Raw genomic sequence first — 25,758 nt, forward strand, 5'->3', positions numbered from 1 at the left:
ACATACAATGGATACATTAAAAATTGCAGACAAAGAGTTTTCGTCTAGGTTGTTTACTGGAACAGGAAAATTTAGTTCGTCGAATCAGATGAGAGAAGCATTAATAGTTTCTGAAAGTGAGTTGATAACGGTGGCACTTAAAAGAGTTGATGTTACAAATGAAGAAGATGATATACTGACTCATTTAGATCATCCAAGAATTAATTTACTACCAAATACTTCTGGAGTTAGAGATGCTAAAGAAGCTGTTTTTGCTTCTCAATTGGCAAGAGAAGCTCTAGAGACTAATTGGATTAAATTAGAGATTCATCCAGATCCAAAATATTTATTGCCAGATGCTATTGAAACATTAAAAGCGGCAGAAGAGCTGGTAAGACTTGGTTTTGTTGTGATGCCTTATATACATGCAGATCCTGTTTTATGTAAGCGATTAGAAGAAGTAGGTGCGCAATGTGTGATGCCCTTAGGAGCGCCAATAGGAAGTAATAAAGGGTTAAAGACATTGGATTTTTTAGAAATAATTATAGATCAAAGTAATGTTCCTGTAATAGTAGATGCCGGTATAGGTAGTCCATCTCACGCAGCTCATGCAATGGAAATCGGTGCTGATGCGGTCTTAGTAAATACAGCTATTGCTGTTTCGGAAGACCCAGTAGCAATGGCTAAAGCTTTTAAAATGTCGGTTGAAGCAGGTAGGTTGGCATATAAAGCTAAATTGGCTCCTATCAAAAAACACGCGGAAGCAAGTAGTCCTTTAACAAGTTTTTTGAATGAGTAATTTCAAAAATATATTTGATCAATATAATTGGGACTCTGTCTTATCTGATATTCTTAGGAAAACTGAACGGGATGTTCAGAAAGCTTTAGATACAAGTAATAGGAATATTGAGGATTTTAAGGCTTTAATTTCTCCAGCGGCTAAACCATATTTGGAGCAAATGGCACAATTGAGCTATCAGGTTACAAAGAAACGGTTCGGAAATACGATACAGATGTATGCCCCCATGTATCTAAGTAATGAATGTCAAAATATTTGCACATATTGTGGTTTTAGTATGACTAATAAAATTCCTCGCAGAACTTTAACCAATGAGGAAATACTTAAAGAAGTAGCTTTTTTGAAATCCAAAGGCTATGATCACATTCTTTTAGTTACTGGAGAAGCCAATAAAACCGTTGGAGTTGATTATATTGATAATGCAATTAAATTAATACATTCTCAATTTGCTAATATCACTATAGAAGTACAACCATTAGATCAAAAAGATTATGAGTTATTGATTGATAGTGGTTTATATGCGGTTTTAGTATATCAAGAAACATATCATAAAGGAGAGTATAAAAAACATCATCCGAAAGGAAGAAAATCAAATTTTGATTATCGATTAGAGACTCCAGATAGATTGGGACGCGCAGGAATTCATAAAATAGGTCTAGGTGCTTTATTTGGTTTAGAAGATTGGAGAGCTGATAGTTTTTTTACTGCTTTACATCTGCAGTATTTACAGAAGACGTATTGGAAGACCAAATATTCTATATCATTTCCCAGGTTGAGACCTCATAGTGGCGGATTAGAACCAAAAGTTGAAATGACAGATGCTGATTTAGTACAGTTAATCTGTGCATTCCGTTTATTGGATGAGGATGTCGAGTTGTCTATGTCCACCAGAGAAAGTGAAGTTTTTCGAGAAAACATTGTGAATCTAGGGATTACTTCTATTAGTGCAGAATCAAAGACAAATCCAGGAGGCTATGCTGTGGAACCTCAATCATTAGAACAGTTTGAAATTTCTGATGAACGTTCTACAGAAGAAGTAGTAAAGATGTTAAAGTCTAAAGGTTTGGAAGTAGTTTGGAAGGATTGGGCTCATAATTGGAAATAAATTGTAATACCTTTATAGTTTGTTTGTAAAATGCTAGATAAAGAAGAGAAAATACAATATAGCCGTCATATTTTATTAAATGAGATAGGTTTAGAAGGCCAAGAAAAATTAAAGTCAGCTAAGGTTTTAGTGATTGGTGCAGGTGGATTGGGCTGCCCGATTTTACAATATCTAACTGCCGTTGGTATTGGTACTATTGGGATTGTAGATTACGACGTTGTTGATCAAACAAATCTTCAAAGACAAGTTTTATATACGATAGATGATGTCGGAAAATCAAAGGCTAAGGTAGCTTCAGAAAAATTATCAAGACTAAATTCTTTTGTGTTTTTTAAAGTATATGAAGAGAAATTAGATAAGGATAATGCATTAGAACTTTTTTCTGAATATGATATTATCGTAGACGGAAGCGATAATTTTCCAACTCGTTATTTAGTAAACGACGCGTGTGTGATCACTGATAAACCATTAGTATTTGGCTCTATATTTAAATTTCAAGGACAAGTGTCTGTATTAAATTATGAAAATGGTCCTACATATCGATGTTTGTTTCCTAATCCTCCAGAACCTGGTGCTGTTCCTAATTGTTCTGATATAGGAGTATTGGGAGTATTACCTGGGATTATTGGTAGTCTTCAGGCAAATGAAGTGATTAAGATAATAGTAGGAATAGGTAAAGTTTTGAAAGGGAAGTTACTTTATTTTGATGCGCTTACTTTACAACAGCAAATTTTAAGTTTTAATAAAAATGAAAGTATCCAAGTGGATCAATTAGTAAATGACTATGATTTTTTCTGCGGGATTAAACCACATACTTTCGAGGAAATTTCTGCTGCCGAACTAAAGAAAAATTTAGAAAATTATCAAATTCTAGATGTTAGGTCTCAAAAAGAATTTGAGCATTTTAATATTGGAGGTATTCATATCCCTTTAGATACGATATCCACCAGAACTTCTGAGCTAAACAATAAAAAATCAATTATAGTTTGCTGTCAGTCCGGTTTACGTAGTAAGAAAGCGATCGAAATTATTAATGATTTTAGAGATGACCTTCATTTACTTAATCTAAAAGATGGTTTGTCTACCTATTAATTAGAAACGACTAAAATATTCCCTTCTCTTCTAATTTGATATCTTAAAAGAGGAAATCCTCCTTCTCCTTCCAATTGTTGTCCATTAATAATTTCATACGCATTATCATTTCCACAATTAGATTCAGCTCTAATTCCTGTTACGCTCAATGCTGAACAGCTACTAGGAGTGATGTTAGGATCACTCAATTCAAAAGCAGAATACAACGTGTTATCTATATTATAAATAATAACTCCTTTAATCCCTACTCCTTCGATTCTGATTACTTCGAAGTTTCCAGGAAATTTAAGCTCGTTAAATTGTGGTAAGTCTAAATTTACCGTATGATTAAAACCTATAGAAGGGAGATTAGGGTTGCTAGAACGACCATCATCACTGCTACAAGAGAGTATAAGTGCTGAAATAAAAACTACTAATATTATCTTTTTCATTTTTTTGTTGTATTAATAATAAAGAGATATATTCTTTACTAATCCAAGTGCAATTTTTTAAATGACCAAATTAAGTAAAAATGTGATTCGGTATTATTTTTTATTATATTTGTTTATAGTTAAAGTCCCATAGCCGTGGGATTTTTTGTATTTATATAAACGATGAAGTTATGAGCAAAGTATCTTATTACACTGCAGAAGGGCTAAAAAAGTTAAGAGACGAATTAAATAACCTTAAAGATATAGAGAGACCAAAGGCATCACAGGCTATTGCAGAAGCTCGTGATAAAGGTGATTTAAGTGAAAATGCTGAGTATGACGCGGCAAAAGAAGCACAAGGATTGTTAGAGATGAGAATTTCTAAATTAGAAGAAACATTATCCGGAGCGCGCTTAATAGATGAATCTCAATTAGACACTTCAAAAGCACTAATACATTCTACGGTTAAAATTAAAAACCAAACGAATGGTGCACAAATGACTTATAAGTTAGTTGCACAGAGTGAGGCTGATCTTAAAACAGGTAAAATATCTGTTGATTCACCTATTGGAAAAGGTCTTTTAGGAAAAAGTGTTGGAGAAGTAGCAGAAATTCAGGTTCCTAATGGGATTATGAAATTTGATGTTGTTGAAATTACACGAGAGTAAAATATTACAGGTAGTTGCGAAAACCTTTCTTAAAAAAATGAGAAAGGTTTTTTTATGACCTTTATTTTGCCAGAAATATCCTATATTTCGTTTTAATAAACCAACTAAAAGTTTTAACGGATGTCTACCCTGTTCACTAAGATTATTAATGGCGAAATACCTTCTTATAAAGTTGCTGAAGATGAGCATTTTTATGCTTTTTTGGATATAAATCCCAATGCCAAAGGACATACTTTATGTATTCCTAAAAAAGAAGAAAACAAAATATTTGATCTCGATGAAGAAACTTATATCGAATTAATGCGTTTTTCTCGCAAAGTAGCTAAGGCAATTGAAAAATCAGTTGTTTGTAAGAGAGTTGGTGTTGCAGTAGTAGGCCTAGAAGTACCCCATGTGCACGTTCATTTAATACCAATTAATGAAATGAAAGAAATGACTTTTCAATCAAAAGTATCAATGACTACAAATGAATTTGAACTGTTAGCCGAAAAGATTCAATCGAATTTATAAAATGAGTACTACTTCAGAATTTAAATTGTCACTACAATTAAGAATTGATTGGAGTGAAATGGATACGTATCAGCATGTAAATAATGTGAATTTCATGAAGTATATGCAAAGTGCTCGTGTTCAGTTTTGGGAAGTTTCTGGATTGGCCAAATTACATGCCGAAACTAAGAAAGGACCAATGCTTGTTTCTACAAAATGTGATTTTAAAAATCCTCTTTTCTTTCCTGGAAATGTATTGATTAAAACCAGAGTAGCGTTTATAAAAAACTCTAGTTTTGGATTGTATCATGAACTTTATAACGATAATGAAGTATTATGTGCTATAGGTAATGATGTAGCAGTTTGTTTTGATTTTAGTATAGATAAGACTTTTAGTATCCCGGATGAATTACGGGAAGTAATGAGTCAGTATGTGTAATACATAATTACATTTGAAAAAGATCTGGACGCAGAAGAAATATACCTAACGCCACAGCAATAATAACTACTACAATGACTATTAGATAAAATAACCCAGTAAATTTAATTCCTGATGGTTTTAGGTTAATGGTCTTTTTGTGATAATTATATACTCTTTCGATATCATCTGTCCAGCGTCCTGGAAAAATAGTAGTCTCGCATTTTTTGCAATCCATGCTTTCAACAACTTCTTTCTTGGTTTTGATAAAAAGTTTAGAAAATGATTTCTTTTGCTTGAATGAAAGTAATAGACTTTCCGTAGAATAACATTCTGGGCAATTATTATTTAGAACAGTTTCTTTTAAAACAATATACTCGGTTTTCACTTTATAAGGTTTGTAACTTATAACGTTTATAAGAGAATTATGTTATAATAGCAGTATCAGATTTACTTAATGTAATCTGAAAAGTAGTGCCCTTGCCTATTTCCGATCTTAAAACTCTAATTTTACCAGAGTGATAATCCTCAATAATTCTTTTAGCTAGCGAAAGACCAAGCCCCCAACCTCTAGTTTTAGAGGTATAACCAGGTTCGAATATTTTAGTAAACTTACTTTTAGGAATTCCTTTTCCAGTATCCGTAATTCTAATATATACACGTTTGGAGTCTTGGGATAAATCAATATTTAAATCTCCTTTACCACGCATTGCATCAATAGCATTTTTAACTAAATTTTCAATAGTCCAGCTATACAACTGAGAATTTAAATGAACTGGAATAGGTTTTTCAAGTAAATTAATTGAAAAATTAATCAACTTAGAACTTCGAGATTGTAAATAAGTGTATGCCTCACTTGTTTCTTGTACAATGTCTACTTCTTCTAATTTAGGAATAGACCCGATTTTAGAAAAACGCTCGGTAATAACTTTTAATCTAGAAATATCTTTTTCTATTTCTACGATATATTCTGGATTAACGTGTTCTACTTTTAAAATTTCATTCCATCCAACTAAAGAAGAAAGAGGTGTCCCAATTTGATGAGCGGTTTCTTTAGCCATGCCAGCCCAGAGCTTATTTTGTTCACTAGCTTTAGAAGTAGTAAAGAAAAAATAAATAACACCAATCAAAAGAAAGATGATCAGGGCAATTGCTATTGGGTAATATTTTAATTTATTTAGAATAGAAGAATTTCCATAATATACATATTGCACTGTTCCTTTAAGATCTAGTACTATCGGTTCATTTTCAGATTTCATACGTTCTAAATAATCAACCAGTTCTTCTTCGGTAACATTATCAGGTAAATTAAGCGTTGTGCTCGCTATGTTTATTTCTCCTGATGGACTTTTGATTAACTCACTTTCAGAATTTGTAATTATTGTTGGAATAGTAGTATTGGTACGATTAATAAGGTTAGATAATTCTAAATATTCGTCTAGGCTAAAATCACTAGATCCATCTATTCCAGAACTACTTAAGGCTTTAAATGATTGTGCCCAAACTTGCATTTTAATATTTTCATCCTTTTTTAATCGTTGCAGAAATATGGACGTATTCCATAAGACTAGACCTGTAATAACAAGAACTGCAAATATTATAAAGTAACTAGCTAGATTACGTTCATCAGAAAAATTCATAAAAAATGTGTTACCAAACTCTAAATATAAACGTTTTAAAACTAATTTATTGTTTCTAAACTAAGGTAAGTAAAACCAATCGATTGAAACCTAAGAGCTATAAAGTTTAAGTATCTTTGTGTAATAGATTTTATTTATGATACGTATAGATCCTTCAGAAGTTTCCACAGGTAAATTACATGGAATGATGCTTGGAGCAATTGGTCCTAGACCTATCGCTTTTGCAAGTACAATAGATGAAGCAGGTAACCCTAACCTCTCACCTTTTAGTTTTTTTAATGTTTTTAGCGCTAATCCTCCAATTCTTATTTTTTCACCTGCAAGAAGAGTTAGAGATAATTCTACTAAGCATACTTTAGAGAATAGCATAGCTACAAAGGAAGTGGTTATCAATATTGTTAATTATGATATTGTTCAGCAAATGTCATTATCAAGCACAGAATATCCAGATGGAGTAAATGAGTTTGATAAAGCTGGTTTAACGATGTTGCCATCCGAAAAGATAAAATCATTTAGAGTAGCAGAAGCTCCTGTTCAGTTTGAGTGTAAAGTGAATGAGATAGTTTCTTTGGGTAGTGAAGGAGGTGCTGGGAATCTTGTTATTTGTGAAGTATTATTAATGCACGTGAAAAAAGACATACTTGATAGTGATGGTAAAATTGATCAACACAAAATTGATCAAGTTGCTCGTATGGGTGGTAATTGGTATACAAGAGCTAATATGGGTATGTTTGAGGTTCCAAAACCACTAAGTACAATCGGCATAGGTATAGATGCTTTGCCCGATAATGTAAAAAATAGTACTGTGTTTACTGGAAACGATTTAGGAAAATTAGGTAATGTAGAAAGAATACCTGCAAATATTGAGGTTCAAGATTTTGTTAATAACAATAGTGATATTAAGGATAAAATTCAGGATGCTAACCTAATAGAAATTCATAAATTTGCACAGCAGTATTTGGATATGGATGATATTAATACTGCCTGGAATATTTTAGCAGCAATACAATAATTAAAAAGATGGAAGTACAAGGTAAAGTAAAGATGGTCGGTGAGACACAAACTTTTGGGAACAATGGTTTCAGAAAGCGTGAGATAGTGGTTACTACAGAAGAACAATATCCGCAACATATAATGGTAGAGTTTGTTCAGGATAAATGTGATTTATTAAACAGCTTTCAGGTAGGTCAGGATGTAAAAATAAGTATCAATTTACGTGGTCGTGAATGGGTAAACCCTCAAGGAGAGACTAAGTATTTTAACTCAATCCAAGGATGGAGAATAGAAAACTTACAAGCAGCTGCTCCTTCTGGTTCAGCTCCTATGCCACCAGCAGATGCATTTGAACCTGCAACAAACCTTAAGGAAGAAGATCATGATGATTTACCATTCTAGGTAAATCAATATATATAGCTTAGCATTAAGCCTGTTCTAGTGCCTAGTGAAAAAGTAAAAAGTCCGATACATTAGTATCGGACTTTTCATATTGTGGTTTTAGGTTAACCTTTTAATAAAACTCAAAAAAGCAATGATGAACAAAATTTATCTTAAAAGGTTCTAACAAATATTGCGATTTTTTTGGTCAATTCAAACAACTAATTGATATTTAACGTTGTAGAAACGTTAGAGCATTCAGATTTGTATATACTTAATGATTCCATAGATTTTCCACCCGTGTCTGCGGCTAATAAAGACGGGTTATTGGCGATAGGAGGAGATCTTTCTATCCCTAGATTGTTGCACGCATATTATAACGGTATTTTTCCTTGGTATGATGATGATCAACCAATTTTATGGTTTAGTCCTGATCCCAGAATGATTCTTTTTCCGGAAGATCTTAAGATTAGTAAAAGTATGAGAAAACTGATTCGAAATAATTCTTTCGAAGTTACTTTTAATAAAAATTTCGAAAGTGTAATTAAAAATTGTGCAACTATCGATCGTACGGATCAATTAGGTACTTGGATAACTTCTGATATGCAAGAGGCATACATGATGCTTCATGAGATGGGATACGCTATTTCTGTAGAGGTGTGGGAAAATTCAGAAATTGTAGGGGGTTTATATGGTATATGGTTAGAAGACAAAAAATTATTTTGTGGAGAGAGTATGTTTTCTAAAGTAAGTAATGCATCAAAATATGGGTTTATTAAGTTAATTGAGTTTTTACAGATAAAAGGATTGCAATTGGTAGATTGTCAGATTCACACTGATCATTTAGAAAGTTTAGGAGCAAAAGAAATCTCAAGAGATGCTTTTATGGAATATTTAAAGTAGTTTTATATCTATTAAATTTTACTTAGTATGATTATTCACAATCTTGAAACTGAAAATTCTATTTTAAATCAATTTATTAGTGAAATTAGGGATCAAGTGGTTCAAAAAGATAGGATGCGTTTTAGAAAAAATATAGAACGTATAGGAGAAGTTTTAGGTTATGAATTAAGTAAAACTTTAGAATACACTACAAAGAGTGTTCAAACACCACTAGGCAATAGAGAAATTTCTGAACCAGAAAAAGCATTGGTTTTGTGTTCTATTTTACGAGCAGGTTTGCCCCTACATCAGGGACTGCTTAATTATTTTGATACTGCAGAGAATGCATTTATATCTGCTTATAGAGATCATTCTGATAATACTGATGATTTTGATGTAATTGTTAATTATCTGGCATCTCCTTCTTTAGAAAATAAAACATTGTTATTGGCGGATCCTATGCTTGCCACAGGAAAAACGTTAGAGAACACTATAAATGCTATGAAAAGTCATGGAAAACCAAAGCAAATTCATATCATATCTGTTATTGGCTCTCGTAAAGGTGTAGAATATATTAAGGATGTTTTTCCAAAAAATACGCATCTTTGGATCGCTGCCATAGATGAAGAATTAAATAGTAAAGGTTATATTATTCCTGGATTAGGAGATTCTGGGGATTTATCATATGGAACAAAATTATAAAGCTCCACTACTTGTTCGGATAATTTTGCGATAATCTTTTAAGAACCTCAATTGTTTTTTCTGCATCCTCCGTGTTAACGAAAATATGATCATGAAAATAACCTGCAATAACGTTGCAACTTATTTCATTAGCTGCTAATTCTTTAGAAAAAATTGCAGTAAGCCCAACTGCATCAAGAGAAGAATGAATTTTTAGTGTTATCCAAGAGGCAATAAATTCGTATTTTAAGTTCAGATTATCAGCTGTTTCGCGTTTTAGAACGAGTGTAATCCCTTCTTGTTCTTTGAACTCACAGATAATATCTTTTCTTTCGATTAAATCTGTCGCTTTTACTGTAGTAAATACATACACTCCAGGTTGTAGTTCTGGAGTCATTTTTTGAATTAGGTTAGTTAAATTCTTTTCGCCGGTCATTTTTAAACTTCATTGTATCTAAAACAATCTACAGTGTGATCATTTACCATTCCGATAGCTTGCATAAATGCATAAATAACAGTTGATCCAACAAACTTGAAACCACGTTTTTTTAAGTCCTTACTAATAATATCAGAAATTTCTGTGGTAGCAGGACACTCTTTATGATGTTTCCATTTATTTACAATAGTTTTGTTGTCTATAAACCCCCAAATATAAGAGTCAAAACTTCCGAACTCTTCTTGGATTTTCATGAAATTTTGAGCATTAGTAATTGCGGAATTTACTTTTAGTTTATTTCTAATAATACCAGCATTTTGAAGTAATTCTTCTTTCTTGGATTCATTATATTGCGCTACTATTTTATAATCAAAGTTGTCAAAAGCAACTCTAAAATTTTCTCGTTTTTTAAGAATAGTAATCCAGCTTAATCCAGCTTGAAATGTCTCTAAAACAAGAAACTCAAATAGAAGACGCTCATCGTGTAGAGGAACTCCCCATTCATTATCGTGATAGGATTCATATAAAGAATCTCCCACACACCATCCACATCTATGCTTTTCCATAATCTGATTTTTTGATTTTTTAAAAATACATTATTCTAGTATATGTTTTGAAATCATAGGAGATTGTTTTTTACTGAAATCAAAGTTATCATTTACTAAAAAGATAATTTTATCTAAACAATAAATGAAGCATAAAATGTATTTTTGAAAAGCTATTTAGTTATTCGGTATCGAATATTATTTGTAAGTTTTAAGCTTTTATATCGTCCTATTGTGTAAGATGTAAGCAAATAAACATGGAGACAACTACAATGACAATAAATGAATTAATAGAAGGAGGAATAGAGAATTCCTATTCTTATCAAGAATATAGAAATATAGTGAGCAGTTTGTTGGCTGAAGGAAAATCAACCGGACATGAACAATCTGATGCACTCACTAATTATAGTATGTTAAATGATCGTAGAATGAAACGATTAGACAAGACTATAAAAATTAATGAAACTATAGTAGATACGGTTTCAAAAGCGGAAACAAACATTACTTGGTTAGTATTAACAGAAGGTTGGTGTGGTGATGCTGCGCAATCCTTACCAGTAATCAATAAGCTTTCTGAAATGAATGAAGGAATTGATCTTAGAATTGTATCAAGAGATGATAATGATGAATTAATGAATAATTTTTTAACTAATGGTGGAAAATCTATACCTAAGTTAATAGCATATGATAAAGATACGCAGCAAGTAGTAAATACTTGGGGTCCAAGACCATCAGTGGCTACTAAAATGGTAAACGATTATAAAGAGGCGCACGGAAGTTTAGATCCTCAGTTTAAACAAGATTTACAAGTTTGGTATAATAAAGATAAAGGACAAAATGTGGCGGAAGATTTGGTGAAATTATTATAATTTACCCTCCATAATTGAAATAATAGGTAATAAATCCTTTTTGTTCTTTTAAATCTGAAGAAGAAAATAGTGCATCTTGTGCATAGTCTAAAGCATTGTCAAAAAGACATTCATTCCTAGTAGTGGATTTCTTTTTGTCAATTTTAGCATCAATCACATAGCCGTTTTGGTTCACCTCAATTTTTACAACAACTTTTCCGCTTCCATTACAGGTATAAATAGGATTAGGGATATCCTTTTTTTCTCTTCCTTTTAAGGTAAAGGTAACAGAGCTATTTCGATTGTTTACCTCTTCAGTAATTGGTTTTTCTTCTTTTTTTGCCTCAGGAACTTCTTCAGTTGTAATGTCTTCTTCAATTGCTTCTTGACCTTCGGTAAGTTGGTCACTATTAGACGTTTCTTCCGTTGCTTCTGCAGTTTCGGTAAGTGATTTTATTCTTTGTTCAAAATCTTCAGAATCTTCAAAATCTTCATTAAAGGCATCGTGAGTTCTTTTGGAAGCTATTAATTGTCGATCTTCTTCTTGCGGAATTTCAGGTTCTTCTTCTTTAGTAAGTTCTTCCATTAATTCTTCTGGAATTTCCATAAGAATCTCAGATTGTTCTTTTTTCTTATTGACCATGTTAACATTATAGAGTGTCATAACGAAAATACCCATCAACATTGATGTGATTATTAAAGCTTTATGTTTTTCTATAAATTCCATAGGTATCTATAACTACTTTTCTTCTTGAATATTATGCAGTTTCAATTTCTGTACGCAACTGTTTCTCAAATGTTTCGGGACTGATAGCATCATGTACCGAGAATTCACCTATTTTAGTTCTTCTTAAAACACTTAGGTGACCACCACTTTTTAATGCTTTTCCAAAATCGTTCGCTAATGATCTAATATATGTTCCCTTTCCGCAGACTACTTTAAAATCTACTTCGGGTAATTTTATTCTTGTAATTTCAAATTCTGTAATTGTAATTTTTCTAGAAGCGATTGTTACTTCTTCTCCTTCGCGAGCATATTCATAGAGTCGTTTTCCATCTTTTTTTAAAGCAGAAAAAACAGGAGGATATTGTTCGATTTCACCAATAAATTGTTTTGTAGTGGTGTGTATTATTTCCTCCGAAATATGATCTATAGGAAACGTTTGATCAACTTCTGTTTCTAAATCATAAGAAGGAGTGGTTGCTCCTAGCGTAATAGTTCCAGTATATTCCTTGGTTTGTCCCATAAATTCTTGTATTCTTTTTGTGAATTTACCGGTACATATAATAAGTAATCCTGAAGCAAGAGGATCTAAAGTTCCTGCGTGTCCTACCTTTATTTTTTTAATCCCAAAATTTTTACGAATTAACCAACGAAGTTTGTTAACAACCTGAAAGGATGTCCATTGTAAAGGTTTGTCGATCAAAAGGACTTGACCGTCTTTATAATCTTGTTCGGTTAACATTATTGGGGGCTATTTAATAAAACCAAAAATGATGGCTACAACGCCAACAATAATACAATATAAGGCAAAATATGATAATTTACTCTTTTTTACTAAAGAAATCATCCAAGTGCAGGCAAAAAGGCCTGATATAAATGCAGCAATGAACCCAAGAATTAAAGGTGTATTGCTTTCTGTAGAAAAATTTAAATCTCCACTCAATAAGTCTTTTCCAATTTTACCAAAAATTAATGGAATTACCATTAAGAAGGAAAATCGAGCCGCTTTTGTTTTGTCATTACCAAGTAATACAGAAGTAGAAATGGTAGCACCACTTCGGGAAATTCCAGGTAACATAGCAATCGCTTGCGCAATTCCTATAATAAAGGCATTAGATGTAGTAACTATCTTATTTGTATCCTTAGCTTTATCCGCTAGCCATAAAAGAATTGCGGTAATAATTAGCATAAAACCTACTAGAAGAATATTTCCTCCGAAAAGTTGTTCTAATTGTTCTTCAAAAAATAAACCAACTAATACTGCAGGAATCATAGATACTATAATTCTTAAAGAAAACATGGTTTCATCATTCTTTTTGAATTGCAGAAGACCTTTGATAATTTGAAAAATATCTTTTCTAAATATAACAATAGTACTAAGTGCAGTTGCAAAATGTAAGACTACTGTAAATAGTAATGATTCTTCTGGGACACTTTCATCACCAAGAATGGCTTTACCAAGCTCTAAATGGCCACTAGAAGAAACAGGTAAGAATTCCGTAAGCCCTTGAATAACACCTAAAATAATCGCATCAATAGTTTCCATAAGGAACAATTTGTAAAATTCGATGCAAATATATAATTACCAGAATAGAAATTGTTTGTTTGTTAGCTTTTCTTCTTATCAGGATTCAATAAAATAGCGTAGACCTCAATTCCGAAACCAATTAAAACGACCATAGGAGCTAATCGGATTCTTCTGAAACTATAGATATCAGGATTAAAAACGTTAGGATCGTCACTTCCTCCTCCTGCCATAAGAATAAATCCTAGTGCAATTACTGCAATTCCGATCGCCATTACTACATAGTTCTTTTTACCAAAAACAAAATCCGGTTTGTGTACTGAAGTATTATTAGAATGTTTGCTCATGAATATCGTTGTTAATTTCATTAAAAATTACCTGATCATCAATCATTAGTTTAGCTATATGCCCCATGATCTTGTCAGGTGTAAATATAGTCCATCTATGAATAGGATACAAAACCACTTTTTTATTTAGTATTTGATCTTGTAACTCTTCTATGGTTAATCCATATTCTAATCCACGATTGATATAATAGTAATGAGTATCGTTTTCTAAAGTGATAGCAATGTCAAAACCACTTCGTTCTTCTATGTTAGAAACAACTCCTGTTATTTTTATTACATCATCTGGTTGTACATTTTGTATAGGTTTAAAGGTTTGAAAAGCAATTGTTATAAAAACTATAAAAAGAACAAAAGAACAAGCAAACCAAATTTTCCCTAATTTTTTCATATGCTTTAAGTTTGAGAAGTAACTACTTCTGTTTTCTTGATTTTCAAAATTATTAAAATTGTACCAGCAACAATAAATGGAATACTAAGCATTTGCCCCATGTTTAATACCAAACTATCCTCAAAAGCTACCTGATTCTCTTTAGAAAATTCTATGATGAATCTAGCAGAAAACATTAGAATCAAAAATATGCCAAATACAACTCCATTTTGGTTAAAGAATATTTTCTTTTTGTTTATAAACCAGAGAATCGCAAAAATAGTTAGAAAAGAAAAGGCTTCGTACAGTTGAGTAGGATGTCTAGCGATTAAATCATCTTTCATAAAAACGACTCCATAGTTGCTATTGGTTGGTTTGCCATAGATTTCTGAATTCATGAAATTTCCAAATCGAATAAAAGCACATCCTATAGGGATTACAATAGCTGTTTTATCCATAATCCATAAAAAAGGTAGTTTGGTCTTTTTTATGAAAAATGAAATAGCAATTAAAATTCCAATTGCACCACCATGGCTAGCAAGACCTGTAAAACCAGTAAAATTCCAACCATCAGAAGATATCTTAAATGGGAGAAAAATTTCTAAAAGGTGCTGTGAGAAATATTCAAAATCGTAAAATAGACAATGTCCTAATCTTGCACCCACTAGAGTTCCTACGAATATGTAGTTGGCAAGTGTGTCTAGATTTTTTAAAGAAATATTTTCTGTTATAAATATCTTTTTTAAAACAGCATAACTTAATAAAAGTCCTATTACAAATAACAGCCCATAATATTTCAACGGAAAAACACCAAAAAGGGTAGTGATTTCTGGGTTAACGTTCCAATAAATTGGTTCCATGAATTTACTTTTTAATAATATAATTCATCAGTTCTCAGATTTAGAAAACGTTGTGTAGCAAAAAATGTACTAATCCAGGTAATTAAAATCCCGATCCCAAAAACTCCACCGAATAAACCAATCAATAATATTTTGTCACTAAGTAATGTTAACTCCGGAAAAGCCTTATCTAAATAATATAAAACTACTCCAACTCCAATTAGCGCAACAATAGCACCTATCATCCCTAAGCGAACACTTTTCCAAACAAAAGGTTTGCGTATAAACCTTTTCGTGGCGCCTACCATCTGCATAGTCTTAATAATAAATCGTTTAGAATAAACGGAAAGTCTTATAGAACTATTAATTAAAAGTACTGCGATAAAAGTAAAAATCCCACTAATCAACAACACCCAAAAGCTAATTTTCTTGATGTTATCATTTAGCAAGGATATAAGCGGTTTATCATATGTTACTTCGTCAACAAAATCTTTTTTGGTAATAGTAGTAGTAATTTCATCAATTTTTACTTGATCTACAAAGTCGGCTTTAAGATAAACATCAATTGAATTTTGTAAAGGATTATAACCAAGAAAATCCATAAAATTCTCTCCTATATCTTTGCTGTGCTCTTCGGCCGCTTCTTCCTTAGAAATGTAGGTAGTTGATTTTGTGTATTCTGCAAGTGCTAAACTTTTTTCCATCTGTTTTATCTCTACTTCTTTGGCAGTATCTTTTAAATAAATGGTAAGTGCAATTTTTTCTTTAAAGTGATCAGCTACTTTTTTAGTGTTTAATACCAAAAGCCCTAATAAACCTAAAAGGAAAAGTACCAGAGAGATACTAATCACCACAGAGAAGTAAGAGGATATTAGTCTACGCTTCTGATATTTTTCGAAAGATGAGCCCATAGAGATTTGTTTTGCAGGTAAAAATAATAAAGAATAGTTAACTAATTTTGGTTTCTTAATAAATAACGCAAACTTACAAGCATTGTTATTTTAATATAGCTTATAATATGCATACAGTAATTATTGGTGTTGGCGGTGTTGGAGGATATTTCGGAGGGAAAATATCTCATTCTGGACAAAAAGTATCTATGATTGCTAGAGGAAACCATCTTCAAGCAATACTTAATAATGGATTAAAGATTAAAAGTATTGATGGGGATTTCGAAACTCAGCCTTTTCTTGTAACGGATAATATCGAAAAAGTTGATAAGGCGGACTTGATATTAATATGTACTAAATCTTGGCAGGTAAAACAAGCAACCGAACTGATTAAACCAATTCTAAAAGATAATACCCTCGTGATTCCTTTGCAAAATGGTGCAGATAATGCGGAGAAAGTGATGTCTGTAATTGATAAAAAGCATGTATTAGGCGGATTGTGTAAAATTTATAGTAAGATAGAATCTCCTGGAATTATTTCACATTTTGGTCATACTCCAGAGGTGATTTTTGGAGAATTAAATGAAAATACTTCGCAGCATTTATTAAAAGTAAAAGAAGTTTTTGATAAATCAGGATTTAAGAATAGAGTTTCAGAAAAAATTCAAGTAGATATCTGGAGTAAATTTATGTTCATTGCTACCGTTAGTGGCCTAGGGGCATTGACAAGAGCAACAATAGGAGAAATGTATGCGCATCCAGAATTGAATAAAATGCTTAAGAATACTGCTCTCGAGATATATAAAGTCGCTCTAAAAAAAGAAGTTGTAATGCCACCAAACATTGTGGAGGGAATTATGAATTTTATAGGTAAACAGCCGTATACTGCAACAGCCTCTACACAGCGGGATATTATGGAGGGTAAGCCTTCAGAGTTAGATAATTTTAATGGATTTATTGTGAAAGAAGGTGAAAAACTAGGCGTAGAGACACCTACAAATACATTTATTTATAGTTGTTTACAACCAATGGAAGCAAAAGCTAGAAAGGCTAAAAACTAAGATAAAAAAGTACACTTAACTCGCATAAAATCGTAAATTTGCGGTCTTAATTTCAGATCATGAGTTACGATTTTAATACGATTGAAGCCAGATGGCAAGCCTATTGGGCAGAGAATGGAACGTTTAAAGCTGAAAATAATAGCGATAAACCAAAATATTATGTACTTGATATGTTCCCTTATCCGTCTGGAGCTGGACTTCATGTTGGGCATCCATTAGGATATATTGCTAGTGATATCTATGCTCGATATAAACGACACAAAGGTTTCAATGTATTACATCCACAAGGATATGACTCATTTGGGTTGCCAGCAGAGCAATATGCTATCCAGACTGGGCAACATCCTGCAATTACTACTAAGGATAATATTGCTAGATATCGTCAACAATTAGATAAGATTGGTTTTTCTTTTGATTGGAGTCGAGAAGTTAAAACGAGTGATCCTACATTTTATAAATGGACTCAGTGGATTTTTATTCAGCTTTTTAATTCTTGGTATGATAATAACGCTGATAAAGCAAGACCAATTGCTGAATTAGAACAATTGTTTTCCGAAGAAGGAAATACAAATATTAATGCAGTATGTGATGAAGATGTGATTGTTTTCACGTCTGAAGATTGGAATGCTTTTTCATCTAAAGAAAAACAAGAAGTATTATTAAAATATAGATTAACCTATCTTGCCGAAACAGAAGTTAACTGGTGTCCGCAATTAGGAACAGTGTTAGCAAATGACGAAATCGTTAATGGAGTTTCTGAACGTGGTGGTTATCCGGTGATCCGTAAAAAGATGACGCAATGGAGTATGCGTATTTCTGCATATGCACAACGTTTAATTGACGGATTAAATACGATTGATTGGCCACAGCCTCTAAAAGATTCTCAAACGAATTGGATTGGTCGTTCAGAAGGAGCAAGTGTAACCTTTAATGTAAAAGGTCATGATGAGGTGATCGATGTGTTTACTACGCGTCCCGATACTATTTTTGGTGTAAGTTTTATGACATTGGCTCCAGAACATGAATTGGTAGCTAAAATTACTACTCCCGAACAAAAAGAAGCGATAAATACATATATAGAAGCTACAGCAAAACGTAGTGAACGTGATCGTATGGCTGATGTAAAAACAATCAGTGGTGTTTTTACAGGTGCTTACGCAGAGCATCCATTTACAAAAGAACCTGTGCCGATCTGGATTGGCGATTATGTGTTAGCGGGATACGGAACTGGAGCAGTTATGGCTGTACCTTGCGGAGATCAACGTGATTATGATTTTGCAAAACACTTTGGGATTGATATTCCTAATATTTTTGAAGACGTAGATATTTCTGAAGAAGCTTTTGCAGATAAAGACAATACGATTATTGCTAATTCTGATTTCTTAAATGGTTTGAAATATAAAAAAGCAGTAAAAACTGCGATTTATGAACTAGAGAAATTAGGTCAAGGAAAAGGTAAAATTAATTATAGATTGCGTGATGCAGTATTTAGTCGTCAGCGATATTGGGGAGAGCCGTTTCCGGTATATTATGTAGATAGTATGCCGCAAATGATTGAGCTAAAACATTTACCAATAGAATTACCTGAAGTAGAAAAATATTTACCAACCGAAACAGGTGAACCGCCATTAGGTAGAGCAGATGTTTGGGCTTGGGATACTACTAAAAATGAAGTCGTATCTAATGATTTTATAGATCATGATACAGTTTTTCCTTTGGAGTTAAATACCATGCCGGGTTGGGCGGGAAGTTCATATTACTTTAATAGATACATGGATCCTAATAATGAAGATGAGGTTTTTTCACAGGATGCAATTAACTACTGGAAAGAAGTAGATCTATATATAGGAGGAAGTGAGCACGCAACTGGTCACTTATTATATGCACGTTTCTGGCAGAAATTTTTATTTGATAGAGGAATTGTTCCTGTGGATGAATTTGCGAAAAAGTTGATCAACCAAGGGATGATTTTGGGTACAAGTGCAATTGTTTATAGGGTCAGTGGCACGAATAAATATATTTCCAAAGGATTGAAAGATCAGTACGATGTAGAGGAACTTAGAGTGGATGTTAATATGATAAATGCATCTGATGAGTTATTGCCTGAGGATTTAAAAAATTGGCAACCGCAATTTAAGGATGCAGAATTTGAACTTGAAAATGGTAAGTACATTGTCGGGAGAGAGGTAGAGAAAATGTCTAAAAGATGGTTTAATGTGGTAAATCCGGATGGTGTTTGCGATCAATATGGAGCTGATAGTTTACGATTATACGAAATGTTCTTAGGACCATTGGAGCAAGCAAAACCTTGGAATACAGCAGGAATTACTGGTGTGCATGGATTTTTAAAGAGATTATGGAAACTATACCATAATGGAGATGTGTTTGGTGTGACTGATTCAGAACCCACAAAAGATAACTTAAAGACATTGCATAAAACCATCAAAAAGGTAGAAGAAGATATAGAGAACTTTTCTTTTAATACTTCGGTAAGTACCTTTATGATTGCAGTAAATGAATTAACTGCTCAGAAATGTAATAGCAAAGAAATTTTAGAACCGTTATTGGTACTGGTTTCTCCTTACGCTCCGCATATTGCAGAAGAATTATGGAATAAATTAGGCCATAATGAATCTATAGCTACAGCTGCTTTTCCAGTTTTTGAGGAAAAACATTTGGTAGAAAGCACAAAACAATATCCTATATCCTTTAATGGTAAGATGCGTTTTACAATGGAACTTCCTTTGGATTTAAGTAAAGAAGATATTGAGGCTGCAGTTATGGCACACGAAAAAACACAACAACAATTAGATGGACGTACGCCTAAAAAAGTAATCGTTGTACCTGGAAAGATTGTGAATGTTGTTGGGTAGTTCTTAGAAAGAAATTTATGTCAGTTTGAGCCTGTCGAAGACTTTTGTGTTGTAATACTTCGACAGGCTCAGTGTGACTATAATAAGTTTATGACTTTTTTAGTAACAGATATGATCAACTCAGTAGAAATTCTTGGATTTGTTGCAGCAACCTTAACAACAGCTGCTTTTTTACCACAGGTGTATAAAACCTGGAAGACTAAATCTGCTGAAAGTTTATCACTATCTATGTTATTAATTTTTGTGACTGGAGTATCATGTTGGCTGGGTTATGGTCTTTTGATAAAAAGTTTACCTATAATTTTATGCAATCTGATTACTTTGATATCAGGCTTTTTATTGCTCTATTTTAAAATTCGCTATAAAAACTAAAGAAAACTGCCAATCCTGATTGTTTTTTAACAAGTTTTACTAAGTTTTGGTAAATTACGGATAAGATATTTTTTAAGTGTATTTTATTGGTTTATTTCAAGAAAACTTCTATTTTCGACCCAAAAATAAGAATATGATAATTGGTGTTCCTAAGGAAATCAAGAATAACGAGAACAGAGTAGGTGTTACGCCTGCTGGTACGATGGCACTCGTTGGACATGGTCACACTGTTTTCATTCAGCAAAATGCTGGTCTTCAGAGTGGTTTTAGTGACGAAGAATATATTGAGGCTGGTGCAAAAATATTACCTACTATAGAAGAGGTGTATGCAACGGCAGAAATGATTATAAAGGTGAAGGAGCCTATAGAACCAGAATATAAATTGATCAAGAAAGATCAATTATTATTCACTTATTTCCATTTCGCATCAAGTGAGCCTTTAACAAAAGCTATGATCGAGAATGGATCGGTTTGTATCTCTTACGAAACAGTAGAAGATCCTGATCGTAGTTTGCCATTACTTACACCGATGAGTGAAGTAGCGGGACGTATGTCGATCCAACAAGGAGCTAAATATTTGGAGAAACCATTAAAAGGAAGAGGAATTCTTCTTGGTGGTGTGCCTGGAGTTGCTCCAGCTAAGGTATTAGTTCTTGGTGGTGGTGTAGTAGGTACTCAAGCAGCTAAGATGGCAGCAGGAATGGGAGCTGATGTAACTATTCTTGATATTAGTATGAAAAGATTACGTTACCTAGATGACGTAATGCCTGCCAATGTAAATACTGAATTTTCTAACGAATATACAGTTCGTAAACATATAAAAACATCTGATTTAATTATTGGAGGTGTATTAATACCAGGAGCAAAAGCGCCTAAGCTTATCACTCGTGATATGCTTAAAGATATGCGAACAGGAACGGTATTGGTAGATGTAGCTGTAGATCAAGGCGGTTGTTTTGAAACTACAAAACCAACTACACATCAAGATCCAGTTTATATTATAGATGATGTGGTGCATTATTCTGTAGCAAATATGCCAGGAGCAGTACCTTATACGTCAACTTTGGCACTTACCAATGTAACTTTGTCATATGCTATCCAATTAGCAAATAAAGGTTGGAAAGCAGCTTGTGCAGATAACGAACCTCTTAAAAAAGGATTAAACGTAATCAATGGAGATGTTGTGTATCCTGCTATTTCAGAAGCATTTAACCTTCCTCTGGAAGATGTAAATAACTATTTAAGTTAAACTCGACTTATTGGCTAACTCAAGTTTATTTAACTGAAAACCTCGTCTTTATGGCGAGGTTTTTGCTTTTATTGTTGTAAATTTAATAACAAAAAGTTTTTAATTATGATGGGATATTATGTAATAGCAGGGATTATCTTCTTAGTAAGTTCTTATGTTAGTAATAAACTAAAAAGTAAATTCAAGCATTATTCTAATGTACACTTACAAAATGGAATGAGTGGAGCTGAGATTGCTCAAAAAATGTTGGATGATAATGGGATACGTGATGTAAAGGTTATTTCGACTAAAGGACAATTAACGGATCACTATAATCCTAGAAATAAAACAGTTAATCTAAGCGAGGTAGTGTATAGTCAAAGAAATGCAGCCGCTGCAGCCGTAGCAGCTCATGAGGTGGGTCATGCAGTACAACATGCAACAGCATATAGTTGGCTTACAATGAGATCTAAGATTGTTCCGGCTGTAGGTATTGCTAGTAAGTTGTCGAACCTTGTTATCATGGTTGGTTTAGGATTGTCTTTTACAGGTTCTTTACTTGGAAATACAATCTTTCTAATTGGTATTATTTTGTTTGCAGTGACTACATTATTCGCTTTTATTACACTTCCGGTGGAGTATGATGCTAGTAATCGTGCGTTAGCTTGGTTAGAAGATAATAGAATGGTTAACCAAGAAGAATATAATGGTGCAAAAGATGCGTTAAAATGGGCAGCAAGAACTTATTTAGTAGCTGCTTTAGGATCCTTAGCGACATTACTTTATTTTATATCCATGTTTTTAGGCAGAAGAGATTAGATAATATAGAAGGATATTAGCCTTTGTCTTGTTTTTATTTCAGTATCTTTTGGCACTAATTTTATATATAAAATAAATTGGTGAAAAAGGTAATTATCATTGGTGCTGGACCAGCAGGATTAAGCGCTGCGTATACGCTAAGTAAAAATGATATAGATGTGGTGGTTTTTGAGGCATCTCCTAATATTGGAGGAATGTCTAGAAGTTTTGACCTTTGGGGACAAAGAGTAGACTTAGGGCCGCATAGGTTCTTTTCTAAAGAACCTAAAATCAATAATTTTTTTGATGAAATAATAAAAGAAGATTATACATTAGTAAGTCGTCTTACACGTATATATTACAAAAAACGTTTTTTTGATTACCCTCTTAAATTGTTAAATGTACTGAGTAATCTATCAATTGCTACCATTTTTAGTATTCTATTTTATTATGGAAAACAGCGCATATTCCCAATTAGAAATCCGGAAACCTTCGAAAAATGGGTTACTAATCGTTTTGGAAAAAAGCTATATACTATTTTCTTTAAATATTATACAGAAAAATTATGGGGTATACCCTGCTCTAAAATTGATGCCGATTGGGCTGCGCAACGAATAAAAGGACTCTCTTTGTTTGAAGCGGTATGGAACGCTTTTAAAGGAAATAAGGGAAATAAACATAAAACTTTGGTGGATGAATTTTCATATCCCAAAAATGGTACAGGTACTCTATATGAACGTTCAGCTAGTTATGTCGAGGAGAATGGTGGCGTTATACATAAAAATAAGCCTGTTCAGAGTATAGTTATAGAGAATAATCAGTGTAAAGGAGTAATAACAATAGATGGAGAGAAACATGAAGCTGATTATGTAATATCATCTATGCCGCTAACCTCTTTGCTCAAAGGAATAGGTTCTGTTCCAAAGTCGGTTTTAGACGCCTCTAATAAGTTATATTTTAGAAACACAATTTTGGTGTATTTAGAGATAGATAGAGATGATTTATTTGAGGATAATTGGATTTACGTGCATTCTCCAGAAGTTAGACATGGGAGAATTACTAATTTTAGGAATTGGTGTCCAAGTTTAAATAAAGGTAAAAACAGCACTATTCTGTGTTTAGAATTTTGGGCTTTTGATGCAGACCCAGTATGGAAAGAAAAGGATCAATATCTTAGCGATTTAGCTATCAAAGAGCTGAAAACTCTAAAATTAATAGGAGAGACAGAAATAATAGAAAATACCAAGATTGTACGAGTTCCTAAATGTTATCCTGTATACGAAATAGGATATCGTAAGCATCTTGATGTTATAGAAGATTATCTTATTGGGATAGACAAATTAACTCCAATAGGTAGATATGGTGCTTTTAAATATAATAATCAGGATCATTCTATTTTAATGGGAATCCTAGCAGCAGAGAATATCGTAAACAACACCAAAATTGATTTATGGAAAATTAATACAGATACAGAATATCAGGAAGATGGTGAAGTTAAGGATGTATTAATTCAATAATTTCTTTCTTTTTTTCTCAGTGTAGTAACTCTTTAGTGAAGTTGTTAAATTACTAAAGCCTAATACGGATATAATTAAATAACTAGGTAGAATAGGTACGAAAAATCTTGAAGCTCCCAAAGGACCTGTCAGTGCAACGATATATAAAATAATAAATAATATTGTTGCTAATATGAAACTTGTTTCACGATAATTCTTTATCCAAAACCAAATAAACCCAACGCCTTTTAAGAGGTTAAAAATCAAAATAATACTCAGGATAAAAAGAAGGGGTATTGGTTGGTTTTTTAGAAAGGTTATTGCTCCTCGAACACCTTTATTATTAATATGGTGCAGTAGACCAACTTCTGGGTTCTCAGAATGCATTTTGAAAAAATTAAATAAATCAAATCTACCCGGATCTATAAATATTCGTACACATCCTTTTGCGTGAAATATACCGTAGCCTACGATGTCATCTTTTAGATACGAGATCACCTCTCTTTTTATAAAATCTTGTTGCTTTTTGTAACTATTAATTGCTATTGCATCTTGTTTGATTTGATTAGAAATTGTTCTCGCTTTTTCTGCACCGAATTTATTCTCATGAAAGTATTTTAGATTCCATTCTAATAAATTAATGTTCTGAATGCTCGAAAAATCAGAACTTCCGGTTCTTTTAAAATTCCACGATACGTATAAGATAAAAATTAGGATTGGTAAAATAGCGCTAAAAGGGCTAAATCGGATTTTGGTTTTTTTATATAGTAAATAAGTGATAAAAATATTAGGAACTATAAATAAATAAAAAACAGGTTTTGTTAGAAACAATAGTATTATAACTATTTGATACCAAAGGACATTTTTCCAAGAAGGGGTTTTTAAGCACTGATGCAATCTATAGATGAGCAGTACTATAATGAATTGAAAAAAAATCTCACTCATTATAAGATTGCTGTATATGAATTGATTTATAGATGTAATAATAAAAAAGAAAAAGAGACCATTATTTATTTTGAAATTATTTTCCTCAAACACTTTTTTGATCAGTAATATGCTGCATATGGAAATAAGATTTTGACACAGTAATATTCCTATTTTGGTTTTTAAAAATAAAGAAGAGATAATGATAAATATACTATATAAAGGAGGTCTTTTTGTATAATGTCGGTAATCTATAGCGTCATTCAAATCTCTTGAGTAGAATTCGAAATTAGTTAAAATGTTCTTAGCTAATTCATAATATTCATAGGAGTCCATTAAGAAAAAATCTCCAATGAAAATTTTTATTATCAAGAATAAAAGATGAAATCCTATTAAGCCAATAGTAAAAGGACTAATCTTGATTGTCATATTTTTATCTGTCTGCTTATTTGTTGGTCTAAAGATATAAATGTTTCGGTTCTTGAAACACCTTCGATGGCTTGTATTTCTTTATTTAATACATTCATCAAATGTTCATTGTCTTTACAAAGGATTTTAATAAAAATAGACCAATTTCCAGTGGTGTAATGACATTCGATAACTTCAGGGATATCTTTTAACTGTCTAACCGCTTTTGGGTTGCTGACAGCTTTATCTAAGTAGACTCCGACAAAAGCCATAGTTTTGTATCCTAAAATTTTTGGATCGATAATAAATTTAGATCCCGCGATAAGGCCAGAAGCTTCTAGTTTTCTTAATCTTTGGTGAATAGCAGCACCCGAAATACCAATTTTTCTGGCAATTTCTAGGATAGGTCTTCGCGCATCTTCCATAAGGTTACGAAGAATCTCTTTGTCTATACCATCTATTTTTAGATTACCATATTGGCTTTTCATAAAGATATATGATTACAATTATTAACCAAAAATAGAGGATAAGATTTAAAAT

The 25,758-nt window shown here is 32.5% G+C and carries 31 protein-coding genes; 17 read left to right on the forward strand and 14 right to left on the reverse strand.

Features of this window, described 5'->3' with window-relative positions; genetic code table 11:
* Positions 1 to 7 precede the first annotated feature (7 nt).
* Genes NMK29_RS22535 through moeB form a run of 3 tightly spaced genes read left to right on the forward strand, consistent with a single transcriptional unit; the run spans position 8 to position 2,975 of the window.
* Complete coding sequence (locus tag NMK29_RS22535; protein ID WP_108804861.1) at positions 8 to 778, forward strand: thiazole synthase; 771 nt, start codon at positions 8 to 10, stop codon at positions 776 to 778.
* Positions 771 to 1,883: a 2-iminoacetate synthase ThiH gene (thiH, locus tag NMK29_RS22540; RefSeq protein WP_108804862.1), complete on the forward strand. Its 1,113-nt coding sequence runs from the start codon at positions 771 to 773 to the stop codon at positions 1,881 to 1,883. Before NMK29_RS22535 ends, thiH begins: the two co-directional genes overlap by 8 nt.
* Before the next feature lie 30 nt (positions 1,884 to 1,913).
* On the forward strand, positions 1,914 to 2,975 hold the full coding sequence (moeB, locus tag NMK29_RS22545; protein ID WP_108804863.1) for a molybdopterin-synthase adenylyltransferase MoeB: 1,062 nt from the start codon (positions 1,914 to 1,916) through the stop codon (positions 2,973 to 2,975).
* Here the strand turns inward: moeB and NMK29_RS22550 are convergent.
* The gene (locus tag NMK29_RS22550; RefSeq protein WP_108804864.1) at positions 2,972 to 3,406 is read right to left on the reverse strand and encodes a hypothetical protein; all 435 of its coding nucleotides are present in this window, start codon (positions 3,404 to 3,406) and stop codon (positions 2,972 to 2,974) included. The two genes, moeB and NMK29_RS22550, sit on opposite strands and share 4 nt — an antisense overlap.
* Before the next feature lie 170 nt (positions 3,407 to 3,576).
* Here NMK29_RS22550 and greA point away from each other — a divergent pair, with 170 nt between their 5' ends.
* The 3 genes from greA (at position 3,577) to NMK29_RS22565 (ending at position 4,981) form a co-directional block, all read left to right on the forward strand.
* A complete protein-coding gene (gene greA / locus NMK29_RS22555; RefSeq protein WP_108804865.1) occupies positions 3,577 to 4,053 on the forward strand; it encodes a transcription elongation factor GreA in 477 nt (158 codons plus the stop codon).
* Positions 4,054 to 4,173: 120 nt separating this feature from the next.
* Positions 4,174 to 4,563 (forward strand): HIT family protein, encoded by a 390-nt coding sequence (locus tag NMK29_RS22560; RefSeq protein ID WP_108804866.1) that lies wholly within the window; start codon positions 4,174 to 4,176, stop codon positions 4,561 to 4,563.
* 1 nt (position 4,564) lies between these two features.
* A complete protein-coding gene (locus tag NMK29_RS22565; protein WP_108804867.1) occupies positions 4,565 to 4,981 on the forward strand; it encodes a thioesterase family protein in 417 nt (138 codons plus the stop codon).
* Positions 4,982 to 4,988: 7 nt separating this feature from the next.
* Here NMK29_RS22565 and NMK29_RS22570 read toward each other — a convergent pair whose 3' ends face one another.
* On the reverse strand, positions 4,989 to 5,348 hold the full coding sequence (locus tag NMK29_RS22570; RefSeq protein ID WP_108804868.1) for a hypothetical protein: 360 nt from the start codon (positions 5,346 to 5,348) through the stop codon (positions 4,989 to 4,991).
* Positions 5,349 to 5,385: 37 nt separating this feature from the next.
* Entirely contained in the window at positions 5,386 to 6,600 is a 1,215-nt protein-coding gene (locus tag NMK29_RS22575; RefSeq protein WP_108804869.1) for a HAMP domain-containing sensor histidine kinase, read from the reverse strand.
* Positions 6,601 to 6,736: 136 nt separating this feature from the next.
* Between NMK29_RS22575 and NMK29_RS22580 the strand changes: the two genes are divergently transcribed.
* The 4 genes from NMK29_RS22580 (at position 6,737) to upp (ending at position 9,558) form a co-directional block, all read left to right on the forward strand.
* Positions 6,737 to 7,612 carry a flavin reductase family protein gene (locus NMK29_RS22580; RefSeq protein ID WP_108804870.1) on the forward strand — a complete coding sequence of 292 codons (876 nt, stop codon included), beginning with the start codon at positions 6,737 to 6,739 and terminating at the stop codon, positions 7,610 to 7,612.
* Between the two features lie 8 nt (positions 7,613 to 7,620).
* Positions 7,621 to 7,995, forward strand: coding sequence for a DUF3127 domain-containing protein (locus NMK29_RS22585; protein ID WP_027394832.1), 375 nt, complete (start codon positions 7,621 to 7,623; stop codon positions 7,993 to 7,995).
* 243 nt (positions 7,996 to 8,238) lie between these two features.
* A complete protein-coding gene (aat, locus tag NMK29_RS22590; protein ID WP_108805470.1) occupies positions 8,239 to 8,877 on the forward strand; it encodes a leucyl/phenylalanyl-tRNA--protein transferase in 639 nt (212 codons plus the stop codon).
* A 27-nt stretch (positions 8,878 to 8,904) separates the two neighbouring features.
* The gene (gene upp, locus NMK29_RS22595; RefSeq protein WP_108804871.1) at positions 8,905 to 9,558 is read left to right on the forward strand and encodes a uracil phosphoribosyltransferase; all 654 of its coding nucleotides are present in this window, start codon (positions 8,905 to 8,907) and stop codon (positions 9,556 to 9,558) included.
* A gap of 7 nt (positions 9,559 to 9,565) precedes the next feature.
* Here the strand turns inward: upp and NMK29_RS22600 are convergent, their stop codons facing one another.
* Together NMK29_RS22600 and NMK29_RS22605 are read right to left on the reverse strand one after the other, a co-directional pair.
* Complete coding sequence (locus NMK29_RS22600; RefSeq protein ID WP_108804872.1) at positions 9,566 to 9,973, reverse strand: ACT domain-containing protein; 408 nt, start codon at positions 9,971 to 9,973, stop codon at positions 9,566 to 9,568.
* Positions 9,974 to 9,975: 2 nt separating this feature from the next.
* Positions 9,976 to 10,539: a DNA-3-methyladenine glycosylase I gene (locus tag NMK29_RS22605; protein ID WP_108804873.1), complete on the reverse strand. Its 564-nt coding sequence runs from the start codon at positions 10,537 to 10,539 to the stop codon at positions 9,976 to 9,978.
* Between the two features lie 236 nt (positions 10,540 to 10,775).
* Here NMK29_RS22605 and NMK29_RS22610 point away from each other — a divergent pair, with 236 nt between their 5' ends.
* A complete protein-coding gene (locus NMK29_RS22610) occupies positions 10,776 to 11,387 on the forward strand; it encodes a thioredoxin family protein (protein ID WP_199915064.1) in 612 nt (203 codons plus the stop codon).
* A 1-nt stretch (position 11,388) separates the two neighbouring features.
* Here NMK29_RS22610 and NMK29_RS22615 read toward each other — a convergent pair whose 3' ends face one another.
* From NMK29_RS22615 to NMK29_RS22645, 7 genes are all read right to left on the reverse strand, one after another.
* Entirely contained in the window at positions 11,389 to 12,093 is a 705-nt protein-coding gene (locus NMK29_RS22615; protein ID WP_159092317.1) for a hypothetical protein, read from the reverse strand.
* Between the two features lie 31 nt (positions 12,094 to 12,124).
* Positions 12,125 to 12,832 carry a tRNA pseudouridine(55) synthase TruB gene (truB, locus tag NMK29_RS22620; RefSeq protein WP_108804875.1) on the reverse strand — a complete coding sequence of 236 codons (708 nt, stop codon included), beginning with the start codon at positions 12,830 to 12,832 and terminating at the stop codon, positions 12,125 to 12,127.
* A gap of 9 nt (positions 12,833 to 12,841) precedes the next feature.
* Positions 12,842 to 13,636, reverse strand: coding sequence for an undecaprenyl-diphosphate phosphatase (locus tag NMK29_RS22625; protein ID WP_108804876.1), 795 nt, complete (start codon positions 13,634 to 13,636; stop codon positions 12,842 to 12,844).
* Between the two features lie 62 nt (positions 13,637 to 13,698).
* Complete coding sequence (locus NMK29_RS22630) at positions 13,699 to 13,962, reverse strand: DUF3098 domain-containing protein (protein ID WP_108804877.1); 264 nt, start codon at positions 13,960 to 13,962, stop codon at positions 13,699 to 13,701.
* Positions 13,946 to 14,350 (reverse strand): hypothetical protein, encoded by a 405-nt coding sequence (locus tag NMK29_RS22635; protein WP_108804878.1) that lies wholly within the window; start codon positions 14,348 to 14,350, stop codon positions 13,946 to 13,948. Before NMK29_RS22635 ends, NMK29_RS22630 begins: the two co-directional genes overlap by 17 nt.
* A gap of 5 nt (positions 14,351 to 14,355) precedes the next feature.
* Entirely contained in the window at positions 14,356 to 15,189 is an 834-nt protein-coding gene (lgt, locus tag NMK29_RS22640; protein WP_108804879.1) for a prolipoprotein diacylglyceryl transferase, read from the reverse strand.
* 11 nt (positions 15,190 to 15,200) lie between these two features.
* Complete coding sequence (locus NMK29_RS22645; protein WP_108804880.1) at positions 15,201 to 16,079, reverse strand: ABC transporter permease; 879 nt, start codon at positions 16,077 to 16,079, stop codon at positions 15,201 to 15,203.
* Positions 16,080 to 16,186: 107 nt separating this feature from the next.
* On the opposite strand from NMK29_RS22645, the gene NMK29_RS22650 reads away from it, so the two are divergent.
* The 6 genes from NMK29_RS22650 to NMK29_RS22675 all read left to right on the forward strand — a co-directional run bounded on the left by NMK29_RS22650 (position 16,187) and on the right by NMK29_RS22675 (position 23,907).
* Positions 16,187 to 17,119 carry a ketopantoate reductase family protein gene (locus tag NMK29_RS22650; RefSeq protein ID WP_108804881.1) on the forward strand — a complete coding sequence of 311 codons (933 nt, stop codon included), beginning with the start codon at positions 16,187 to 16,189 and terminating at the stop codon, positions 17,117 to 17,119.
* A gap of 59 nt (positions 17,120 to 17,178) precedes the next feature.
* Positions 17,179 to 19,992, forward strand: a complete 2,814-nt coding sequence (leuS, locus tag NMK29_RS22655) for a leucine--tRNA ligase (RefSeq protein ID WP_108804882.1) — start codon at positions 17,179 to 17,181, stop codon at positions 19,990 to 19,992.
* Between the two features lie 90 nt (positions 19,993 to 20,082).
* Positions 20,083 to 20,364 (forward strand): SemiSWEET transporter, encoded by a 282-nt coding sequence (locus NMK29_RS22660; RefSeq protein WP_234424318.1) that lies wholly within the window; start codon positions 20,083 to 20,085, stop codon positions 20,362 to 20,364.
* A 133-nt stretch (positions 20,365 to 20,497) separates the two neighbouring features.
* A complete protein-coding gene (gene ald / locus NMK29_RS22665) occupies positions 20,498 to 21,613 on the forward strand; it encodes an alanine dehydrogenase (protein WP_027394848.1) in 1,116 nt (371 codons plus the stop codon).
* A gap of 105 nt (positions 21,614 to 21,718) precedes the next feature.
* Positions 21,719 to 22,411 carry a zinc metallopeptidase gene (locus NMK29_RS22670; RefSeq protein WP_108804883.1) on the forward strand — a complete coding sequence of 231 codons (693 nt, stop codon included), beginning with the start codon at positions 21,719 to 21,721 and terminating at the stop codon, positions 22,409 to 22,411.
* An 80-nt stretch (positions 22,412 to 22,491) separates the two neighbouring features.
* Positions 22,492 to 23,907 carry an NAD(P)/FAD-dependent oxidoreductase gene (locus NMK29_RS22675; protein ID WP_159092318.1) on the forward strand — a complete coding sequence of 472 codons (1,416 nt, stop codon included), beginning with the start codon at positions 22,492 to 22,494 and terminating at the stop codon, positions 23,905 to 23,907.
* Here the strand turns inward: NMK29_RS22675 and NMK29_RS22680 are convergent.
* Complete coding sequence (locus NMK29_RS22680) at positions 23,896 to 25,239, reverse strand: glycosyltransferase family 39 protein (RefSeq protein WP_108804885.1); 1,344 nt, start codon at positions 25,237 to 25,239, stop codon at positions 23,896 to 23,898. The genes NMK29_RS22675 and NMK29_RS22680 overlap by 12 nt on opposite strands.
* Positions 25,236 to 25,706 carry an Lrp/AsnC ligand binding domain-containing protein gene (locus tag NMK29_RS22685; RefSeq protein ID WP_027394851.1) on the reverse strand — a complete coding sequence of 157 codons (471 nt, stop codon included), beginning with the start codon at positions 25,704 to 25,706 and terminating at the stop codon, positions 25,236 to 25,238. The genes NMK29_RS22680 and NMK29_RS22685 overlap by 4 nt, the downstream gene beginning before the upstream one ends.
* Positions 25,707 to 25,758 lie beyond the last annotated feature (52 nt).

It is taken from the genome of Aquimarina sp. Aq107 (assembly GCF_943733665.1).
In the GTDB taxonomy this organism is placed as follows: domain Bacteria; phylum Bacteroidota; class Bacteroidia; order Flavobacteriales; family Flavobacteriaceae; genus Aquimarina.

Coding starts and splice junctions, on each gene's coding strand:
- NMK29_RS22575 (WP_108804869.1), bottom strand. CDS start 6,600: ATGAATTTTTCTGATGAACGTAATCTAGCTAGTTACTTTATAATATTT.
- ald (WP_027394848.1), top strand. CDS start 20,498: ATGATAATTGGTGTTCCTAAGGAAATCAAGAATAACGAGAACAGAGTA.
- NMK29_RS22615 (WP_159092317.1), bottom strand. CDS start 12,093: ATGGAATTTATAGAAAAACATAAAGCTTTAATAATCACATCAATGTTG.
- greA (WP_108804865.1), top strand. CDS start 3,577: ATGAGCAAAGTATCTTATTACACTGCAGAAGGGCTAAAAAAGTTAAGA.
- NMK29_RS22560 (WP_108804866.1), top strand. CDS start 4,174: ATGTCTACCCTGTTCACTAAGATTATTAATGGCGAAATACCTTCTTAT.
- NMK29_RS22625 (WP_108804876.1), bottom strand. CDS start 13,636: ATGGAAACTATTGATGCGATTATTTTAGGTGTTATTCAAGGGCTTACG.
- NMK29_RS22630 (WP_108804877.1), bottom strand. CDS start 13,962: ATGAGCAAACATTCTAATAATACTTCAGTACACAAACCGGATTTTGTT.
- NMK29_RS22605 (WP_108804873.1), bottom strand. CDS start 10,539: ATGGAAAAGCATAGATGTGGATGGTGTGTGGGAGATTCTTTATATGAA.
- NMK29_RS22650 (WP_108804881.1), top strand. CDS start 16,187: ATGCATACAGTAATTATTGGTGTTGGCGGTGTTGGAGGATATTTCGGA.
- NMK29_RS22600 (WP_108804872.1), bottom strand. CDS start 9,973: ATGACCGGCGAAAAGAATTTAACTAACCTAATTCAAAAAATGACTCCA.
- NMK29_RS22550 (WP_108804864.1), bottom strand. CDS start 3,406: ATGAAAAAGATAATATTAGTAGTTTTTATTTCAGCACTTATACTCTCT.
- thiH (WP_108804862.1), top strand. CDS start 771: ATGAGTAATTTCAAAAATATATTTGATCAATATAATTGGGACTCTGTC.
- leuS (WP_108804882.1), top strand. CDS start 17,179: ATGAGTTACGATTTTAATACGATTGAAGCCAGATGGCAAGCCTATTGG.
- NMK29_RS22610 (WP_199915064.1), top strand. CDS start 10,776: ATGGAGACAACTACAATGACAATAAATGAATTAATAGAAGGAGGAATA.
- NMK29_RS22670 (WP_108804883.1), top strand. CDS start 21,719: ATGATGGGATATTATGTAATAGCAGGGATTATCTTCTTAGTAAGTTCT.
- NMK29_RS22680 (WP_108804885.1), bottom strand. CDS start 25,239: ATGACAATCAAGATTAGTCCTTTTACTATTGGCTTAATAGGATTTCAT.
- truB (WP_108804875.1), bottom strand. CDS start 12,832: ATGTTAACCGAACAAGATTATAAAGACGGTCAAGTCCTTTTGATCGAC.
- NMK29_RS22565 (WP_108804867.1), top strand. CDS start 4,565: ATGAGTACTACTTCAGAATTTAAATTGTCACTACAATTAAGAATTGAT.
- NMK29_RS22685 (WP_027394851.1), bottom strand. CDS start 25,706: ATGAAAAGCCAATATGGTAATCTAAAAATAGATGGTATAGACAAAGAG.
- moeB (WP_108804863.1), top strand. CDS start 1,914: ATGCTAGATAAAGAAGAGAAAATACAATATAGCCGTCATATTTTATTA.
- NMK29_RS22635 (WP_108804878.1), bottom strand. CDS start 14,350: ATGAAAAAATTAGGGAAAATTTGGTTTGCTTGTTCTTTTGTTCTTTTT.
- NMK29_RS22660 (WP_234424318.1), top strand. CDS start 20,083: ATGACTTTTTTAGTAACAGATATGATCAACTCAGTAGAAATTCTTGGA.
- NMK29_RS22585 (WP_027394832.1), top strand. CDS start 7,621: ATGGAAGTACAAGGTAAAGTAAAGATGGTCGGTGAGACACAAACTTTT.
- NMK29_RS22580 (WP_108804870.1), top strand. CDS start 6,737: ATGATACGTATAGATCCTTCAGAAGTTTCCACAGGTAAATTACATGGA.
- NMK29_RS22535 (WP_108804861.1), top strand. CDS start 8: ATGGATACATTAAAAATTGCAGACAAAGAGTTTTCGTCTAGGTTGTTT.
- NMK29_RS22645 (WP_108804880.1), bottom strand. CDS start 16,079: ATGGGCTCATCTTTCGAAAAATATCAGAAGCGTAGACTAATATCCTCT.
- lgt (WP_108804879.1), bottom strand. CDS start 15,189: ATGGAACCAATTTATTGGAACGTTAACCCAGAAATCACTACCCTTTTT.
- upp (WP_108804871.1), top strand. CDS start 8,905: ATGATTATTCACAATCTTGAAACTGAAAATTCTATTTTAAATCAATTT.